Genomic DNA, 17,555 nt, shown 5'->3' on the forward strand with positions numbered 1-17,555 from the left:
TGTTGAAAAAAGCAGTGTTGAAAAAAGCAGGCCTGACCCTGGCCGTCCTCGGCGCGCTGGTGACTTCGTTCAGTGCTCAAGCGCTGGAGCCATTGCGCGTTGCCGCCGACCCGGTGCCCCATGCGCAAATCCTGGCCTACATCCAGAAAATCGATCCGCAACTGAACCTCAAGGTGATCGAAATCCCCCAGGGCGTGAATTCCAACGAGCTGCTGGTGCACGGCGATGTGGACGCCAACTACTTCCAGCATTTGCCGTATCTGCAATCCCAGGAAAAAGCCCTCGGCGAAAAACTCGCGGTGGCCGCCACGGTGCACATCGAACCGCTGGGCATCTATTCCCATCGTCACAAAACCTTCGCCCAGGTGCCGGACAAAGGCACGGTCGCGGTGCCGAACAACGTCACCAACCTGAGCCGCGCGTTGTACCTGTTGCAGGATAACGGCCTGATCAAACTCAAGCCCGGTTTCAATGATCCGGCGGCCGATCAGGCGACGCCCAGGGACATCGCCGAAAACCCGAAATACCTGAAGATCCTCGAAATCGAATCGCCGCAACTGCCCCGTGCGCTGGATGACGTGGACCTGGCGGTGATCAACGGCAACTACGCACTGGAAGCCGGGCTGGTGCCGGCCAGGGATGCGCTGGGGCTGGAGAAGCCTGAGCACAACCCTTACGCCAATATTCTGGTAACCACGCCGAAACTGGAAAACGATCCGCGCATTCAGCAACTGGCGAAAGACCTGACTTCACCGCTGGTGGCCCAGTACATCACCGAGCACTTCAAGGGCTCGGTGATCCCTGTGGCGGATGCCAGGCCATGATCGTCATCGAGCAGTTGAGCAAGACCTATCCGTCAGCGTCGACAGCGGCGCTGGACCGGGTGTCACTGAGCATTCCCGATGGCGCGATCTACGGCATTCTCGGACGCAGCGGTGCGGGCAAGTCGACATTGCTGCGCTGCCTCAATCTGCTCGAACGTCCGGATACCGGGCGCATTCTGCTGGATGGCGAAGACCTCACGGCGTTGTCCGACAGTGAACTGTGCCGCCAGCGCCAACGCATCGGCATGATCTTTCAGGGCTTCAATCTGCTGCATTCGCGCAACGTGTTCGACAACGTCGCGGTGCCGCTGGAAATCGCCAAAGTCGCCAAACCCCAACGTCGTGAACGGGTTCGGGAACTGCTGGATCTGGTGGGCCTGAGCGACAAGGCCCAAGCCTTTCCTTCACAGCTTTCCGGTGGCCAGAAACAACGGGTGGGCATCGCCCGGGCCTTGGCGGCGCGACCGGCGTATCTGCTGTCGGACGAAGCCACCAGCGCTCTCGACCCGGAAACCACCGCGTCGATTCTGCAGCTGCTGCGTGACATCAATCGTCAGCTCGGTCTGACCATCGTGCTGATTACCCATGAGCTGGACGTGGTGCGCTCGATTTGCGATCACGCCGCCTCATTGGCCAATGGTCGATTGGTGGAAGCGGGACCGGTCGCCAGATTGCAGGCGACGCCGGATTCCGCGCTCGGTGCGGCGCTGCGGCCCAGTTGCGGCTTGCCGCTGGGGCATGACGCGCCGGGACTGAGTTTTCTGCGGCAATACGGTGTACGGGCGGCCCACTCATGAACCGAACCGTCGACTGGAACGAAATCCTGCAACTGGTGTTCAACGCCACCGGCGAAACCCTGTACATGGTGTTGTTGGCAGGGCTCTTTACCTTGCTGATCGGCCTGCCGCTGGGGGTGTTGCTGTTCATCAGCCGTCGTCAGGGGTTGTATCCGTTGCCCCGGCTCAATCAGGCGCTGGGCGCGGTCATCAACCTGGGGCGTTCACTGCCGTTCGTGGTGATGCTGATTGCCCTGATCCCGCTGACCCGTCTGGTGGTCGGCACCACATTGGGCAGCACCGCCGCCGTGGTGCCGATCACCATCGGGGCGTTTCCGTTTTTTGCGCGGATTGTCGAGAACGCCCTGGACGAAGTGGAAAAGGGCCGGATCGAAGCCATCCTCGCCATGGGCGGCGACATCCGTCATGTGATTTTCAAAGTGCTGTTGCCCGAAGCACTGCCGGCCTTGTTGGCGGGTGTCACCCTGACGCTGGTGATGCTGATCGGTTTTTCCTCCATGGCCGGGGTCATCGGTGGTGGTGGACTGGGCGATCTGGCGATTCGCTACGGCTACCAGCGCTTCAACAATGAAGTGATGGTCGCCACCGTGGTGGTGCTGGTCATGCTCGTGCAGGGTGTGCAAAGCCTGGGCGACCGATTGGTGCGGTCGCTGGCTCATCGACGCTGAGTGTCGGTTGCAGGCTTACTGCTTGAGGGGAGTGACGATGGAAGTTTCGTCGCTGTCGAGGACGAACACCGCCAGCAGGCGCGCAGGTTCGGTGTCGCTGGCGTTGGCGCTGACCAGATGCACGGAGCCCGGCTCCTCGACGAAGTTTTCGCCGACGTGGTAGATCTTTTCCGGCTCGCCCTTGACCTTGATGCGAAACGAACCTTCCAGCACCGTGGCGTAGATGAAGGCGGTCTTCGGATGGGTATGGGACGGTGATGCCGCTCCGGGCCCGTACTCGACGACCACCCCCCGCATGCTTTTGCCGGGGATGTTGGGAATCGGCCGATCAAAGACCACCGAAACCTTGCCGGCAGGCGGCTCGGCGGCATTCGCAGCGCTGATCGACAGCGCTGCGAATGCCGCGCTCAACAGAAATCGAATAACCATGGGATGTCTCCTTGCAACCAGGAAGTGGAATGGCGGGAGTGACTATCGAGCCGACGAGCGAGCGATCCAGTTTTCAAAACGGATGGCCCCCAGACGCGAATCTTTGCCGGTGACCAGCGACTGATCGTCAAGCAGCGTCCCGAAGTAGCGTGCGTGCACGTCCGGTACGACTTTGCGGTTGTCGTGACTTGCTTGCAGATAACGCCGGGCCAGTTCGTCCAGCGGCAGCGCCTCGGGCCCGCCGACATCCACCGAGCCGTTGAGCGGGGTCGCCAGAACGACGTCGAGTAACGCTGCGACCACATCGTCAGAGGCGATCGGTTGAATCAGCGCCGGAGGTACGCGAAGTTCATCGGCCACCGCAAAGGACTCGGCGATGCCGCCGACAAATTCGAAAAACTGTGTTGCCCGCAGGATCGAATAAGGCTGACCGGACGCCTTGATCAGGTTTTCCTGGGCCACCTTGGCGCGCATATAGCCAGACTCGGGCAACCGTTCACAACCGACTATCGACAACGCAACGTGATGGCGAACCCCGGCAGCCGCTTCGGCCGCCAGCAGGTTACGGCTGGACGTCTCGAAGAAATCCAGGACGGCCTGATCCTCCCAGGACGGCGCATTCGCGACGTCGACCACCACATCCGTGCCGTCCATCGCGGCCGCCAGTCCTTCGCGGGTGATGCTGTTGACGCCCGTGCTCGGGCTGGCGGCGAGCACGTCATGGCCGCGCTCGCGCAGAAGGGGCACCAGTTTCGAGCCGATGAGGCCGGAGCCTCCGATAACGACAATCTTCATGGGTCTCTCTCCTTGATGACGCCAACCGTTGGCGCCGATGGAATGGAGAGTGCCGGTGCGGGGGAGGGAAGTCCTTGTGATGACCTTGAGTTTGCCTTGTCGAACCCTTGCATTTCCGTCCAGCCGGCATTGCGGACTGGAGACAGTGGCGTGTTCACGGCAGGCGTATTATCGTTCTCGACCTCTCACCCTCTGCCGCCCGGAACACGGAGTCGAAGGCGCCTCGTCAAGGGACGTTCGCTGTGCCATTCAGGTTTGAAGACTATGTACTTGATCAAGAACGTCGCGAGCTGACCTTGCGCGGGCAGGTCGTGCCCATCAGCCCGCAGGTCTTCGATCTGTTGCTGCTGTTCGTCAACAACCCTGACCGCGTGCTGAGCAAGGATGCTTTGCTCGACACGGTATGGAGCGGCCGCATCGTTTCCGAATCGACCATCACCAGCCATATCAATGCCGTGCGCAAGGCCATCGGTGATACCGGCGAGGAGCAGCGCCTGCTGCGCACGGTCGCCCGCAAGGGCTACCGCTTTGTTGGCCGGGTCGATGCGCGCATGACCGGATCGGTGCCGGATCCCGTCGAACGCCCGATCGCCGCTACGACACCAGCCGTTTCCGGCGCACCGGTGCCGCCGGAAAAACCCTCGATCATCGTCCTGCCATTCCTCAATCTCAGCGGCGACTCCGAGCAGGACTACTTTGCCGATGGTGTCGTGGAGGACATCATCGCCGCGCTGTCGCGTCTGCGCTGGTTGTTCGTCATTGCGCGCAATTCGAGTTTCACGTTCAAGGGCCGGGCGGTGGACGCCCAAGGGGTCGGGCAGGAACTGGGCGTGCGCTATGTGCTGGAAGGCAGTGTGCGCAAATGCGCAAATCGGGTGCGCATCACCGGGCAACTGATCGACGCAACCAGCGGTGCCCACATCTGGGCCGAGCGTTTCGAAGGCACCCTTGACGATATCTTCACGCTGCAGGATCAGATCACCGAAAGCGTCGTCGGCGCCATTGCGCCCCAACTGGAACGTGTGGAGATCGAGCGCGCCAAACGCAAGCCGACGGAAAGCCTGGACGCCTACGATTATTACCTGCGGGCCATGGCAAAACTGCACAGCGGCAATCAGGAGGCCATCGAACAGGCCCTGCCGATGTTCTACAAGACCCTCGAACTCGATCCGGAATTCGCATCGGCCTATGGCATGGCTGCCTGGTGCCACTTCTGGCGCAAGCTCAATGGCTGGATGGTGGATCGACCCGCCGAGATCGCCGAGGGTATCCGTCTGGCGCGCCTGGCGGTCTCACTGGGGCGCGATGATGCGGTGGCGTTGACCCGTGGTGGGCATGCCCTAGCGCACCTGGCCGGTGATGTGGACGGTGGCATTGCCTTGCTCGACCGCGCCCGCCTGCTCAATCCCAATCTCGCGCCCGCGTGGTTTCTTGGCGGGATCCTGCGTGCGCTTCGTGGTGAAGCCGGGCCTGCCATCAAGGACTTGAACCATGCTGCCCGCTTGAGCCCGCTGGATCCGGAAATGTTCAGGATGTACGTCGGCATGGCCCTCGCGCATTTCTTGGCCGAGGATTTCGATAGCGCCGCAGAGTTCGCCGAAAAGGCCCTGGGCAATCTGCCCACGCTGTTGGTGGCAGCGGTGTTGCTGACTGCCAGTCATGCCTTGGGCGGCCGTGTTGAAAAGGCCCGCCAGGCGATGTTGCGTTTGCAGGCGATGAACCCTGCGCTGCGTCTCGGCCATCTTGAAGACTGGCTGCCAATTCAACGCCCCGAAGATTTCGCCCGCTTGATTGAGGGGCTTCGACTGGCAGGACTGCCTGAGTGAGCGCTTGAACGGACACGCTCCGGGCACGGTTGCGGAGAACCTAAGCTAATGCAAAAACGGTATTTGTTCGTTGTTTTTAAGATCGTTTAGCTTTTACCGACCAACCCATCAAATCTGCAAACGATAGAACCCTCGATTGCCATGACGGCGCGCGCTGAATCGATCAAAGGCTCTGCAAACATTTCTTGATGACGGGCTCCATGAACTGGCCTGTCGCCGATAAGGATGTGTATGAGTGCCCCTGTCGCTGTGGCCTGCTTGTGCATGTACATGCTGTATTCCAGCATCACGGTGGTGGGGTGGGGGGCGCTGCTGCTGGCGGGGTTGAGCCGCCTGGTGTCGACACCTCGGCAAGCTCTGCAGCAGACGGCGGATTAAAACGATACCTGGGCCGGCTGCGACAGCCGCAACACTGACAAATCCCCCGTAATGCGTTTATAAGCCAGACGAACTGCCTCGATATCGCGCTCACGTTTCGGGCTGCCTTCATGCAGGATCACAATCACCTTGGTCGCCAGCCGCTCAGGCACCTTAGCGTCATGGTCCTTCCACTGCCCGTAGGCGTCCAGCACGGTGAAACCGTCCGGGAAACGCGGCGTCACTTCCTGATCGAGAAACTCGCGCCAGCGCGCCGGGCTTACCACGCCTTCCTTGCCTTCGATCGGCCCCACCGAGAAATACAGCTCGGTACGCACCCACTGCGCCTGCGCCGGGCGCGTGGCATCGCCCTGCAGGGTTGAACTGGCGGGGTCTTTGGTGTGTACGGAGGCGGGAGGCGGGCTGGCACAACCGGCGACTGCCAAAAACAGTGCGGCCATTAACAGGCTTTTTTGCATGGAAACTCCCTTTTTATGAATTGAGTGCAGGCGCGGGCAATCATAAAGGGCAGCAGTAATAGCGATAAAAGATTAAAAAGTGGCCGCATGCTTGATTTATGGAATAAGTGGGTCAACTGAAAACACGATGAAACAACGTTTATCCGGGAACAAAAAAAGGCGCATGAGGTGTTAACTCATGCGCCTTTCATTCATTTACTGGCGTTCAACACAATCCGATACCTCGCTTTACCGCTGCGCAGATGGTCAACGGCTTCATTGACCTTGCTCATCGGAAACTCCTCCACCTGCGGCAGGATCTGATGGCGGGCACAGAATTCGAGCATGGTCGCTGTGGTGGTGGGCGAACCCACCGGCGAGGCTGACAAGGACTTTTGCTGGGGAATGAGGTTGAACACGTGCACCGGGATCGCATCCGGGACAACCCCCACAAAATGCAGTCGCCCCTTGCCGCGCAGCGTCGCGAGCATGGCGGTCCAGTCGAGGTTGGCGTTGGCGGTCACCAGCAGGAAATCCAGGGTTCCGGCAATGGCCTTGAGCGCGTCGCTGTCGGTGGAGGCGACAACCTTGTGGGCGCCGAGGCGTTTGGCTTCGTCCTGTTTGCTCAGTGAGGAAGTGAAGGCTGTGACCTCGCAACCCCAGGCATTGAGAAAACGCAGCGCCAGATGGCCCAGGCCGCCGATGCCGACCACACCGACTCGGTCAGTGGGTTTGATGCCGAATTGCACCAGCGGATTGAACACGGTGGAACCGGCACAAAACAGCGGCCCGGCCTTGGCGGGATCCAGTCCGTCAGGGATCGCCGTAGCCCAGGCCCAATGTGCACGCATGCGGTCGGCAAATCCGCCGTTGCTGCCGATGATCGTCGGTTGCACCGTCGTGCAGAGATGATGGGAGCCGCCCATGCACGAAGAACAATGCATGCAACTGCCCTTGTACCAGCCGATCCCCACCCGCTGGCCGACTTCCAGGCCACGAACCTGCGGGCCCGCCCGCACGATCCGGCCAACCACTTCGTGACCGGGAATGAACGGGTACTGGCTGATGCCCCAGTCGTTGTCGATCAGCGACTGATCGGAGTGACAGACGCCGCAATACTCCACGGCGACCTCGACTTCTTCCTCTCCCAGCGGACCGGGATCGTAGCTGTAATGTTCCAGCGGCGCACCGGCTGCGGTGGCGGCCCAGCCGGTAAATGCAGTGGGTTCGGTGTTATTGCTCATCGGACACCTCCAGGTCTGGCGCTGCGGGCGCAGCCTGAAGAGTCTAGCGGGTCATCGTGAAGGCGCGAGCCAGGTGTCCAGCACGCGTCGGTCGAGTTCTTCCCAGTCCGCCATGCCCAGCACCCGCGTGGTGTTGAGGCCGCGCAGATAACCGCGCAGCTGATTGGCCACAGCCCGTACTGACTCCGAGTCGTCCGCTGACTGTCCCAGCACGGTTTCGTATTCGACGAGGTATTCGGCCACCCGGTCGCGGAACTCGGGCAGGACGGCATCGCGGATCAGATCAAAGGTACGCACGGAAAATCCTCATTTGTTTTCGTTGTGATCGAGTGTGCCGCAGTCTGCACGCTGCGCAACTATTGCTTCAAGTAATAGTGACCATCAAGAAACGCAAGTTCTGCTTTGCGGCCGACAGGCGGAAAATCGCCTCCATCGAAACGCAGCTCAAGGAATTTGCGCGATGAAGACTTTGACCCGACTGGCTTTGGTCGCCCTGCTGATGGGCGGGGTAGCCACCACTGCACCGACTTACGCAGCCGACGCCGGTACGTGCCATTTTCTGCCCATCGGCGCAGCCGGCAGCGGACTGCAGCACTCGCAAACCGTGGGTGTGCTGTACAGCGAAAACACTCTGGACAACCTGCAATACCTCGAGCGTTACCACGATGTGGCTTTGAACGGTGCCAGGGATGCGCTCGATGCGCGGATTCGCGAGGCCTTCGTCAACAGCTCCGACCCGGAACTGGCCATCGACTGGCTGATGAGTTCGCTGCAACAGCAGTTTCTCTCGGTGACGGTCTACGACAACCTGAATTCATTGCTTCAGGCGCATCCCGACGTGGTGGTGATGCTCGACACCCACAACCGCTTGCTGACGCAACGCAACAGCCAGGTCGAAGCGCGATTCGCCGCCCGCTTCTACGACGCCAACCTGCAATACATCGGCAAGGCCGAAGGTGCGGTGGAAAAACAGATGCCGTCGGTATGGGTTCACGACAAGGCAGCGCCCGAGATCGCCGCCCGGATCGAACAGCAACGCGACCTGCAATTCAGCGCCTTGAAGCAGTTCGATGATTCGCTCAAGGCCCTGGTGAGTGCTGGCTGAATACCCGAATCAGACATCGCAACGGCAGCGCCCGTGACGCTGAGCGTTGCTTGAGAACCGAACCTTTTATTTTCAGGATGCTATCCATGCGTGCTTTTTTTATCCCTGCCATGGCTTCTGCCGCTTTGCTGCTGACCGCTTGCGCCTCTGCGCCGAATGACCCGACGCTGACCTTGCAGACCCACAAGACGCCGGCCGAGTACGCCGAATGTGTGGTGCCGAAACTGCAGCACAGCGCGATGAACCCGACGGTCTCCCAGACCCAGCGCAGCTACCGGATTGTGGTGCCGAGCAAGGTATCGGCGGACAACGTGCTGGAAGCCTACAAGGCGCAGGGCGGTGGCAAGGTGTTTCTGTACGAGCGCCACTTGCTGGCGTCGAGTTTCCTGCCGTCGAGTTTTGAACGGGCTGCCCAGGAGTGCCTGTAACGCCTGACGCTCAACGCTTTTGACGATGCTCCTTTGGTTGGCCGCAACCAACCAATTTCTTGCCCCGCGCCATGCGGGGCTTTTTTTTCCCGGCGTTTGCTGCCGCCGGCGCTACGCTGGATAGCGCAAAGGTACTTCGGGAGAAACAGGAGATGAAGAAGGACAGCGGCACGGCGACCGAGAATCCCTCTGCGCTGATCGACGCAAGAATCAAGGAACTGAACGACTGGCGCGGCCAGAAACTGGCCGAGATCCGCGCAATCATTCACGAGGCGGATCCCGAGGTGGTCGAGGAGTGGAAATGGCGGGGTGTTCCGGTCTGGTCACACAACGGCATCATCTGCACCGGAGAAACCTACAAGGCTGTGGTGAAAATGACGTTTGCCAAAGGCGCGGCGCTGGAGGATCCGTCGGGACTGTTCAATGCCAGCCTTGAGGGCAATACCCGGCGGGCGATTGATGTTCACGAGGACGACAAGATCGATGCAAAGGCACTGAAAGCATTGGTGCGTTCGGCGATTACCTTGAATTCAAAAAAGTGATTTGCCGTGGAGGCAGAGGTGAAGCGGAGGAGGGTGAAACGAGGAAGAAAATGGCAGGGGCGGCTGGATTCGAACCAACGCATGGCAGGATCAAAACCTGCTGCCTTACCGCTTGGCGACGCCCCTGTCACTATTGTGTTCAGTCCCGGGAGGACCTCTGCAACAGTGGGCGGCACTTTACCAGCGCTCTTGCGTTCTGGGAACCCCTGAATCAAATAAATTTCATGGAAAACAGCTACTTATTTTCCGGAAGGGGAGAAAACACGGGTTTTCAGCGGCGTGACCGGTCCAGGCGCCCCAAAAGACGCGGACGCCTGAACCTTGTTTCATCCCAGCCGGCTCGGCTCCATTCCCAATAATCCGGTCAAGGTATTCATGATTGCCTGCTGCCGCGCTCGGTCTGTCAGATAACGCGCCTGGGCGGCCGCGACGTCGGCGTGGCAGTGCGGGCAGATCGATTCGTGGGGATGAATGTACTGCAGGCAGCTTCGGCACAGCGCCAGTTGCATGGGGATGCGTCCTTCCTCCGGGGATTTCTGACCCTGATTGATCCAGGCCAGTTTGATCACCTGGCCGCTGTCGCTGACACTGCTGACCTGCTCGCCGGTATCGATGCGTTCGGTGATCAGGTCGAAACGTCCGACCGCGAAGGAGCGCTGGGCCGCGTCTTCGAGCTTGACGATGCGCTCGCGCAGTCCGCGCTTTTTCAGTTCCAGGGTCCGGTAATGGCAGTACGGGTTGTTGCCGGGTTTGCCCAGCAATGAGTGCGACGTCCAGGTGCAGCCACCCCGGCAGACATCGTTGTAATAGCAGGTGCGACAGTAGCCCCACAGGTCGTCGACCGAGCGCAGGCGGCCGAAGTGGATGCCTTCGCTGTAGTGCCAGATATCGTGCAGGCTCATGTTGCGCACGTTGCCGCCGGAGAAGCCGACGGTCGCCAGCGACGGGCAGCCTTTTACCGTGCCGTCGGCTTCAAGCGCCAGTACCGTCTGGCCCGCCGCGCAGCCGCTCCAGTGCACGCGCTCGTCACCGAAACCGCGCCACAAATGCTCGTAAGGGCCGTAATAACCGATGTTGTTGCCGACGTTCATCAGCAGACCGCGATCCACGCCTTCACGGTACAGCCGGGCGAGCAGCGGCATCACTTCCAGCAGTTGATAGGGTTGCAGCAACAGTTCCGGGTGGTCCACGGCGTTGCCCATGGCCACGGTGATCTGGATCTGCCAATGGGTGGCGCCCAGTTCGATGATGGTGTCCATCAGTTCCGGCAAGTCAGGCAGGGTTGCCGCGCCGATCTGCGTGTTGACGCTGACGGCCAACCCGCACGCCTTGGCCCGGCGCAGGGTGTCGACCGCCTTGTCGAACGAGCCGGGCACGTTGCGCACCTTGTCGTGCAAGGGCGCGAGCCCGTCCAGAGAAATCCCGACGCCGTTGAGCCCGGCATCGACCGCGGCCTGCATTTTCGCCGGGGTCAGGTTGCGTCCGCCGGTCTGGATGGCGCAGTACATGCCATGGTCGTGAATGGCCCGGATCAGTTGGGTCCAGTCCTTGCGCAAATAGGCTTCGCCGCCGATCAAGGTGATTTCGCGGGTGCCGAGGGCCGCGAGAGAATCGATGACATCGAGGCATTCGCGGGTGTTGAGTTCATCGGGGCGTCGATGCCCCGCGCGCGAGCCGCAATGCAGGCATTTGAGATCGCACGCCAGGGTGATTTCCCAGACCACGTGCACCGGCACGTAGCGTTTGAGATCGGTGTCACTGAGGTAGCGGGCAGGGCGGTTGTCTGTCATGGGGAGATCCTTGCGCACGGTTCTGTGCGCGGCACGATTGGACTGACCTTGAAAACCGGCAAGACGCCGGGCGCGAAGCCTCGCGCCCGGCGTATGCGGTTTAGCGTGCTTCCAGTCGGGCAATCTCCGCGTTCAGTTGCTCAAGGGCACTGCGCAAGGCGCCTTCGTGGGCCAGTTGCTGCTCGCCCTGTTGCACCACTGTTTTCAGTTGGGCCAGATCACCGCTGGCCTGGGCCGTTTGCACGGCTACGGCATACAGAGGGTGAACGTGATGCTCCGGCGGCTGTGGCTCGACACTGGGCGCCTGATGCACGGCGACGTGGCGCACGTCATGCCACTGGCCGCCTTCGTTGTAGCGGTAGTCGACAAAACCGTTGGTCCAGTCGCTCAGGATGCCCTTGAGGTGGAAGGTCTGAGCGATCTGACTCAGCGGGCCGCTCGGGCTGCCGTCGAGGGTGAGGATGATGTAGTTCTCGGCCGACGGCGTCAGTCTGGCCTCGGAATAATCGCCCCAGACCCGGGCATGAAAATTGACCGGCGGCCAGGTGCTTTGAAAGACGCTGGCCACGCCGCTGACTTTTTTGCGGACGGTATCGACCACAATATCGAGGGTCAGAACCGGTGCGCCGAGCAGGGAATTGCTGGCGATGAGGCGGGTGTGAAAAAGTCCGATCGACATGATGCTGCTCCCTTGTGAATGTATGGGTTCCAATAGCCGATCAATGGCTTTGCAAGCGGCTGATTTCTTTCTTGGCGACGTCCACCGCGATGCGCAACTGCGGCAACTGCTCCAGTTGCTGCCGGGCAAGACCCGACAGGTTTTTCATCTGGGCCAGGTCACCGCTGGCAATGGCCGTCTGGATCGGTGCGGCATACAGCGGCAGGACCGGTTTGTGCGGTTGAATGACCGGGCCCGGATGGAAGGGCTGGAAGACGTTCGATCGCACCTCGACCAGATGCGCAGGCACGTTGTTCAGTTCGTGCCAGCGTTGACCGTCGAAATACTCATAGTTGGCCACGCCTTCGCGCCAGTCGGTACCGACCACCAGATGGATCTTGAAGTTGATGATGGCGTTGGAACCAGGGCCGCCGTGGTTGCCCTGTGCGGTGATAAGAATTTTGCTGACACCGGGCTTCATGACCGTCAGGTAGGTGTATTCACCCCAGACATCCGAATCGATGTCGAGCGGCGGATGAGTGGCCTGCGTCACGGCGGCGGTGCCGGTGACATGCTGCTGCGGTGTGGACACCAGCAGATTCAGCGCGAGGTTTTGCGCGCCTGGCTGACCCGTGCCGATCCTGTAGCACACGGGGAACAGTCCGACATTTTGCTGAGTGGCTGACATGTGATTTGCCTCCATTGCAAGTTGAGTAATGGCCTTAGTGTTTTTCCAGTCGAGACACTTCTTCGGCCAGATTTTTGTACGCGGTTTGCAGCGCCTTCTCTTCCGGCTTTGTCGAATCGCGTTGCTTCAACAAAGTCTTCATCCGTTGCAGATCGCCTCCCGAAATCGCGTCCTGGATGGCAGCGCCGTAGGGCGGCATGTTGTGTTTTGAACCAGTCATGGCGAGGGTTTCCTCGTGGTGGTTGCCGAACGTTCCCCTTCAGGCAAGGGGAGTCTTTCCTGACAGACAGGCGACAACCGGCACCGGGAATCACTGGCGACAGTGACTCGCGGCGAAGTGAACGCCTGATCCGTCCGGATCCGTTTATTCGTGGTGATTGAAGGGGGCGCCGACGCCGCGGGCGTCAGCCGAAACCGTCCGGTCTGCTGTCCGGAGTCGGGAGGTGCGCCTGCCGTGGCAGAGGGCAAGAGAAGTTCGCCTGTACGTTGGTCATCTTTCTGTCCTTGATAGAAAGCAACGAAACACAGGGATAGGTTGTTCACTCATCAAGAGTGCATTAACCCGCAAGCACAAAAACCATCCCTGATTTTTCTTCCAGTGCTGCCGATGGCATTCGTCGAGAGACGTTTGCCTGGTGGCCAGCATATCGCCAGCCACGCAACCCTAGCCCTGTTTGTCCGGGGCTGCCAGAAAAAGCGCCGAACGGTCATGGCCGCTGCTATCCTGCGCGAATCATGAAGCAGGCAGTGAGTAAGCGCGCTGTATGAACACGAATCGTGATCCGTTTCCCTTGCCTGAAGACCTCAAGGTTTTCCTGACGGTGATCCGCAAGAACAGCTTTGCCAGCGCCGCCGATGAGCTGGGCTATTCGCCGGCCTACGTCAGCAAGCGCATCGCGGTGCTCGAAAACACGCTCTCGACAAAACTTCTGCACCGCACCACCCGGCGCATCGCGCTGACCGACGATGGCGAGCGGGTGCGGATCTGGGCAGAAAAGCTGCTGGGGGACTTCGATGATTTCCTCGGTGAAATGGCCCAGGCCCGGCACCAGCCGGCGGGTTCGCTGCACATCTGCAGTAGCTTCGGTTTCGGGCGCAATCACGTGGCGCCGGCCATCAGTGAGCTGTCCCGAGCGTGCCCGAAGCTCGATATTCGTCTGGACGTGTTCGACCGCGTGGTCGATCTGGTGGGCGAGGGCTTCGACTTGGAAATCCTCGTCGGCGATGACGTGCCGGGTCAGCACCTGGCGCGCAAACTGGTGAGTAACCGGCGGGTACTGTGCGCCACGCCGGAGTACCTTGAGCGCCGGGGCACGCCGCAAACCCTTGCAGATCTGCAGGACCACGATTGCCTGGTGCTGAAGGAACGCAACAATGCGTTCGGCATTTGGGAGCTCACCAGGGACGGACAAGAGGAATCGGTGCGGGTCAGCGGCCCGTTGTCCTCCAACAGCGGTGAAATCGTGATGGAGTGGGCCCTGAGCGGCGGCGGGATCCTGTTGCGTTCGATGTGGGACGTCAAACCGATGCTCGAACAGGGGCGACTGGTGCAAGTGCTCGCGGACTACACCCAGAGCGCCAACGTCTGGGCCGTTTACCCGACGCGGCTCAGCGAGTCGGCCAAGCTGCGGGTGTGCGTGGAGTTTCTCGAAGCGTATTTCCGCGACCTGTCCGTCGAATGAAAAACCGGGTGGTTCAGTGAGCCACCCGGTTTTTTGTGTTCAAGCCAACCAGGGATTTTCTGCCAGATGTCGCGCTTCAAAGGCGCGAATCTGCTCGGTGCGTCGCAGGGTTGTGCCGATGGCGTCCAGCCCCAGCAGAAGTGACTGTTTGCGCAGCGCGTCGATCTCGAAAGCGATCCGTGTGCCGTCCGCCAGCTCGATGGTCTGCCCGGGCAGATTCACGCGGATCTGCGCAGTCACCGGCACGCTGATGACTTCGGCGATCTGCTTGAGCTGCCCGGCATCGAGCTGGATCGCCAACACGCCGTTGCGCTGGCAGTTGTCGTAGAAGATCCCGGCGAACGTGGTGCCGATCAGCGCGCGGATTCCGACCTGCTTCAAGCCCCACACCGCATGCTCACGGCTGGAGCCGCAACCGAAGTTGGGGCCAGTCACCAGAAATGCCGCGTCCTGCCAGGCAGGCTGATTGAGCACAAAGTCGGGATTGGGTTCGCCCGAGGCCAGAAAGCGCAGATCGAAGAACAGCCCCCGGTCCAGCCCGTGACGATCAATACCCTTGAGGAACTGTTTGGGCATGATCACATCGGTGTCGATGTTGGCCGCCAGAAACGGCGCGGCGCTGCCGCTGATGGTGGTGAACGGTTGCATGGCTCAAACTCCCGGCGCGAAGGCGCGAACGTCAGTCAAATGCCCGGTGATGGCGGCCGCGGCGACCATTGCCGGGCTCATCAGGTGCGTGCGCGCACCGGCGCCCTGACGACCTTCGAAGTTGCGATTGGTGCTGGAGGCGCAGCGATCACCCGGCGCGAGGACATCGTCGTTCATCGCCAGGCACATCGAGCAGCCCGATTGCCGCCATTCGAAACCGGCGTCGCGAAAGATCTGCGCCAGACCTTCGTCTTCGGCCTGATCGCGCACCTGCGTTGAGCCGGGCACGATCATCGCCCGCACATGAGCCGCGACTCGCTGGCCGCGTACCACGCGGGCAACGTCACGCAAATCTTCGATCCGCGCATTGGTGCAGGAGCCGATGAAGGCGTGGCTGATCACCACCTCGTTCAGCGGCGTGCCGGGTTTCAATCCCATGTAATCAAGGGCGCGTTGCAGGCCCTGGCGCAGGATCGGGTCGGGCTGACTGGCGGGGTCCGGCACGCGTCCGCCGACCGGGGCGGCCTGATCCGGGCTGGTGCCCCAGGTGACCATCGGTTCCAGAGCCGAGACATCCAGGCTGACTTCACTGTCGAACACCGCGCCATGGTCGCTGTGCAGGTTTTTCCAGCGCTCGACCGCCTGCGCCCAGACTTCCCCTTTCGGTGCACGCGGTTTGAGCTGCAGATAGGCGAAAACCTTGTCGTCCGGCGCCATGAACGCCCCACGGGCGCCGGCCTCCACGGCCATGTTGCAGATGGTCATGCGCGCTTCGACGCTGAGGTCGCTGATCGCCGGGCCGGTGAATTCGATGGCAAAACCGGTGGCCCCCGAGGCGCCTATCTTCTCGATCAGGGCCATGATGATGTCTTTCGACGTGAGCCCCGCGCCCAGTTCCCCCTCGACCGTCACCCGCATGGTTTTCAGGCGCTTGTAGACCAGGGTTTGCGTCGCCAGCAGGTGTTCGATTTCCGAGGTGCCGATACCGAAACCGAACGCACCCAGCGCGCCGTAAGTGGTGGTGTGACTGTCGCCGGCCGCTACCACCATGCCCGGCAGAATGAAACCCTGCTCCGGCGCCACGACGTGCTCGATGCCTTGGCGCTTGTCCAGTACATCGAACAGCTCGATGCCGAAGTCGCGGCAGTTATCCTCGAAATACGACACCTGCCGCGCACCTCCGGCATCGGGCATGGCCGCGGTGCGGGTTGGCGCCGTGGGGTTCACATGATCGACCACCGCCAGCGTGGCCGCCGGGCGCCAGACCTTGCGTCCGGCTGCGCGCAGGCCGCTGAAGGCTTGCGGGCTGGTGTATTCGTTGGCGACCTGACGGTCGATGTAGAGCAGCACATGGCCCTGATCGTCCAGGGTGCAGACGGTGTGACTGTCGATGTGCTTCTGGTACAGGGTTCTCGGGCTGGACATGGCGCGGGCTCTTTTCTGTCAGTGCAAAACAATGTACGGACAGAGTCATTGATCGCCGAAATGGCATCAAGCGCGCTTTGGTAAAGCCGTTGAACACGGATTGTGAGTAATTGCCTCAGATTTTCGCCCCCATTCCACGCAGCGGGTCGTCGAGCAATTCGAACTGCTCAGCCATGAAGTCGATCAGCATGCGCAACGACGGCAACATGCCCTGGCGCGAGGCGAACACTGCGTAGATCATTTCCGTGCGCGGTGCCCAGTCGGGCAGCACCCGGGTCAGTTGGCCGCGCTCGATGAAATCGTGCACCAGCGACATCGGCATCTGCGCCACACCGATACTGTCGATGGCGGCGCATCGGAGCATCGTCAGGCCTTTGGTAATCAGCTGCGGGCGGTGCTGCAGGGTGAACTCGGCACCGTCCTGATGAAACAGCGTCCATTGGTAGCCTTGTTGCGGACTGCCGTGATGAACGCTGGGAAAGCGCGACAGCTCTTCCGGTTCGCGGGGTTCGCCCAGTCGCTCGACCAGCTTCGGGCTGGCGACCAGGCATTGCGGCCGATGCGACAGCACTCGGCTGATCAGCTCCGAATCCTGAAGCAGCGGCGGTCGCACCCGCAGTGCCAGATCGACGCCTTCGGCCACCACATCGACCTGACGGTCGCTGGCTTCCAGATGCACTTCGACGCGCGGGTGCATGGCCATGAAGCGTGTGATGATCCCGCCGACGCATTCTTCCAGCAGCGTGGTCGGACAGGTCACGCGCAAGACGCCGGCCGGTTCGGCCCGGTTCATGGCAATCGCCACCTCCGCGGCTTCGGCCTGCTTGAGCATCGAGCGGCAGTGGGCGTAGTAGGTCTGCCCCAGTTCGGTCACCGAGAAGTTGCGCGTGTTGCGGATGATCAACCGCACGCCCAGTCGCTCTTCGAGCAAGGCAATGCGCCGGCTCAGGTTCGACTTGGGAATCCCCAGCGCCCGCGCCGTCGGCGCAAAGCCACCGTGGTCCACCACCATCACGAAATACTGCAGGTCATTGAGATCTAGCACGGGCGACATTCGCTCGGGAAAAGGACGCCAACTATACAAGCCCGATTGTCCATTGTGTGGGAAGGAGCGGCCCGTTTTCCGGGGCTGGTGGGCGGTTCGTCGCTCCATGAACCTGTGGGGGGCGACCGCGCAGTGCGGTCGGCCTT

General features: G+C 61.2%; 21 protein-coding genes and 1 tRNA gene. 9 read left to right on the top strand and 13 right to left on the bottom strand.

Annotated features, from left to right (window positions below; all coding sequences use genetic code 11):
- Positions 1-14: 14 nt before the first annotated feature.
- Genes NWV16_RS12200 through NWV16_RS12210 form a run of 3 tightly spaced genes read left to right on the top strand, consistent with a single transcriptional unit; the run spans position 15 to position 2,289 of the window.
- Positions 15-824, top strand: coding sequence for a MetQ/NlpA family ABC transporter substrate-binding protein (locus NWV16_RS12200; RefSeq protein ID WP_260523512.1), 810 nt, complete (start codon positions 15-17; stop codon positions 822-824).
- Positions 821-1,621: a methionine ABC transporter ATP-binding protein gene (locus NWV16_RS12205; RefSeq protein WP_260523222.1), complete on the top strand. Its 801-nt coding sequence runs from the start codon at positions 821-823 to the stop codon at positions 1,619-1,621. Before NWV16_RS12200 ends, NWV16_RS12205 begins: the two co-directional genes overlap by 4 nt.
- Positions 1,618-2,289, top strand: a complete 672-nt coding sequence (locus NWV16_RS12210; RefSeq protein WP_260523223.1) for a methionine ABC transporter permease — start codon at positions 1,618-1,620, stop codon at positions 2,287-2,289. The genes NWV16_RS12205 and NWV16_RS12210 overlap by 4 nt, the downstream gene beginning before the upstream one ends.
- Positions 2,290-2,304: 15 nt before the next feature.
- On the opposite strand, the gene NWV16_RS12215 is transcribed toward NWV16_RS12210, so the two are convergent.
- Positions 2,305-2,718: a cupin domain-containing protein gene (locus NWV16_RS12215; RefSeq protein WP_260523224.1), complete on the bottom strand. Its 414-nt coding sequence runs from the start codon at positions 2,716-2,718 to the stop codon at positions 2,305-2,307.
- A gap of 42 nt (positions 2,719-2,760) precedes the next feature.
- On the bottom strand, positions 2,761-3,513 hold the full coding sequence (locus NWV16_RS12220; RefSeq protein ID WP_260523225.1) for an SDR family oxidoreductase: 753 nt from the start codon (positions 3,511-3,513) through the stop codon (positions 2,761-2,763).
- Positions 3,514-3,755: 242 nt separating this feature from the next.
- On the opposite strand from NWV16_RS12220, the gene NWV16_RS12225 reads away from it, so the two are divergent.
- Entirely contained in the window at positions 3,756-5,339 is a 1,584-nt protein-coding gene (locus NWV16_RS12225) for a winged helix-turn-helix domain-containing protein (protein WP_260523226.1), read from the top strand.
- A gap of 231 nt (positions 5,340-5,570) precedes the next feature.
- On the top strand, positions 5,571-5,717 hold the full coding sequence (locus NWV16_RS12230) for a hypothetical protein (RefSeq protein ID WP_260523227.1): 147 nt from the start codon (positions 5,571-5,573) through the stop codon (positions 5,715-5,717).
- Here NWV16_RS12230 and NWV16_RS12235 read toward each other — a convergent pair.
- The 3 genes from NWV16_RS12235 to NWV16_RS12245 all read right to left on the bottom strand — a co-directional run bounded on the left by NWV16_RS12235 (position 5,714) and on the right by NWV16_RS12245 (position 7,695).
- Positions 5,714-6,175, bottom strand: coding sequence for a DUF3574 domain-containing protein (locus tag NWV16_RS12235; RefSeq protein WP_260523228.1), 462 nt, complete (start codon positions 6,173-6,175; stop codon positions 5,714-5,716). The genes NWV16_RS12230 and NWV16_RS12235 overlap by 4 nt on opposite strands.
- 191 nt (positions 6,176-6,366) lie before the next feature.
- Entirely contained in the window at positions 6,367-7,398 is a 1,032-nt protein-coding gene (locus NWV16_RS12240; RefSeq protein WP_260523229.1) for an NAD(P)-dependent alcohol dehydrogenase, read from the bottom strand.
- Positions 7,399-7,449: 51 nt separating this feature from the next.
- Entirely contained in the window at positions 7,450-7,695 is a 246-nt protein-coding gene (locus tag NWV16_RS12245; protein WP_260523230.1) for a hypothetical protein, read from the bottom strand.
- A 163-nt stretch (positions 7,696-7,858) separates the two neighbouring features.
- Here NWV16_RS12245 and NWV16_RS12250 point away from each other — a divergent pair, with 163 nt between their 5' ends.
- The 3 genes from NWV16_RS12250 (at position 7,859) to NWV16_RS12260 (ending at position 9,473) form a co-directional block, all read left to right on the top strand.
- A complete protein-coding gene (locus NWV16_RS12250) occupies positions 7,859-8,503 on the top strand; it encodes an ATPase (protein WP_260523231.1) in 645 nt (214 codons plus the stop codon).
- Positions 8,504-8,589: 86 nt separating this feature from the next.
- Positions 8,590-8,931 (top strand): hypothetical protein, encoded by a 342-nt coding sequence (locus NWV16_RS12255; RefSeq protein WP_260523232.1) that lies wholly within the window; start codon positions 8,590-8,592, stop codon positions 8,929-8,931.
- Positions 8,932-9,083: 152 nt separating this feature from the next.
- A complete protein-coding gene (locus NWV16_RS12260) occupies positions 9,084-9,473 on the top strand; it encodes a DUF1801 domain-containing protein (RefSeq protein ID WP_260523233.1) in 390 nt (129 codons plus the stop codon).
- Positions 9,474-9,524: 51 nt separating this feature from the next.
- Here the strand turns inward: NWV16_RS12260 and NWV16_RS12265 are convergent.
- The 5 genes from NWV16_RS12265 to NWV16_RS12285 all read right to left on the bottom strand — a co-directional run bounded on the left by NWV16_RS12265 (position 9,525) and on the right by NWV16_RS12285 (position 12,829).
- Positions 9,525-9,599 (bottom strand) — tRNA-Gln (locus NWV16_RS12265).
- Positions 9,600-9,799: 200 nt separating this feature from the next.
- Positions 9,800-11,263: a GDL motif peptide-associated radical SAM/SPASM maturase gene (locus tag NWV16_RS12270; RefSeq protein WP_260523234.1), complete on the bottom strand. Its 1,464-nt coding sequence runs from the start codon at positions 11,261-11,263 to the stop codon at positions 9,800-9,802.
- Positions 11,264-11,363: 100 nt separating this feature from the next.
- Positions 11,364-11,942: a DUF1842 domain-containing protein gene (locus NWV16_RS12275; protein WP_260523235.1), complete on the bottom strand. Its 579-nt coding sequence runs from the start codon at positions 11,940-11,942 to the stop codon at positions 11,364-11,366.
- A gap of 40 nt (positions 11,943-11,982) precedes the next feature.
- Positions 11,983-12,609 carry a DUF1842 domain-containing protein gene (locus NWV16_RS12280; protein ID WP_260523236.1) on the bottom strand — a complete coding sequence of 209 codons (627 nt, stop codon included), beginning with the start codon at positions 12,607-12,609 and terminating at the stop codon, positions 11,983-11,985.
- Positions 12,610-12,643: 34 nt separating this feature from the next.
- Positions 12,644-12,829, bottom strand: a complete 186-nt coding sequence (locus NWV16_RS12285; RefSeq protein ID WP_260523237.1) for a DUF1843 domain-containing protein — start codon at positions 12,827-12,829, stop codon at positions 12,644-12,646.
- A 544-nt stretch (positions 12,830-13,373) separates the two neighbouring features.
- Between NWV16_RS12285 and NWV16_RS12290 the strand changes: the two genes are divergently transcribed.
- Positions 13,374-14,291, top strand: a complete 918-nt coding sequence (locus tag NWV16_RS12290) for a LysR substrate-binding domain-containing protein (protein WP_260523238.1) — start codon at positions 13,374-13,376, stop codon at positions 14,289-14,291.
- 39 nt (positions 14,292-14,330) lie between these two features.
- Here the strand turns inward: NWV16_RS12290 and leuD are convergent, their stop codons facing one another.
- The 3 genes from leuD to NWV16_RS12305 all read right to left on the bottom strand — a co-directional run bounded on the left by leuD (position 14,331) and on the right by NWV16_RS12305 (position 17,409).
- Positions 14,331-14,939 (bottom strand): 3-isopropylmalate dehydratase small subunit, encoded by a 609-nt coding sequence (gene leuD / locus NWV16_RS12295; protein WP_260523239.1) that lies wholly within the window; start codon positions 14,937-14,939, stop codon positions 14,331-14,333.
- A gap of 3 nt (positions 14,940-14,942) precedes the next feature.
- Positions 14,943-16,364, bottom strand: a complete 1,422-nt coding sequence (gene leuC, locus NWV16_RS12300; RefSeq protein WP_260523240.1) for a 3-isopropylmalate dehydratase large subunit — start codon at positions 16,362-16,364, stop codon at positions 14,943-14,945.
- A 115-nt stretch (positions 16,365-16,479) separates the two neighbouring features.
- The gene (locus NWV16_RS12305) at positions 16,480-17,409 is read right to left on the bottom strand and encodes a LysR substrate-binding domain-containing protein (protein ID WP_260523241.1); all 930 of its coding nucleotides are present in this window, start codon (positions 17,407-17,409) and stop codon (positions 16,480-16,482) included.
- Between the last annotated feature and the right edge of the window lie 146 nt (positions 17,410-17,555).

It is taken from the genome of Pseudomonas sp. BW7P1, from assembly GCF_024981055.1.
Lineage (GTDB): Bacteria > Pseudomonadota > Gammaproteobacteria > Pseudomonadales > Pseudomonadaceae > Aquipseudomonas > Aquipseudomonas bananamidigenes.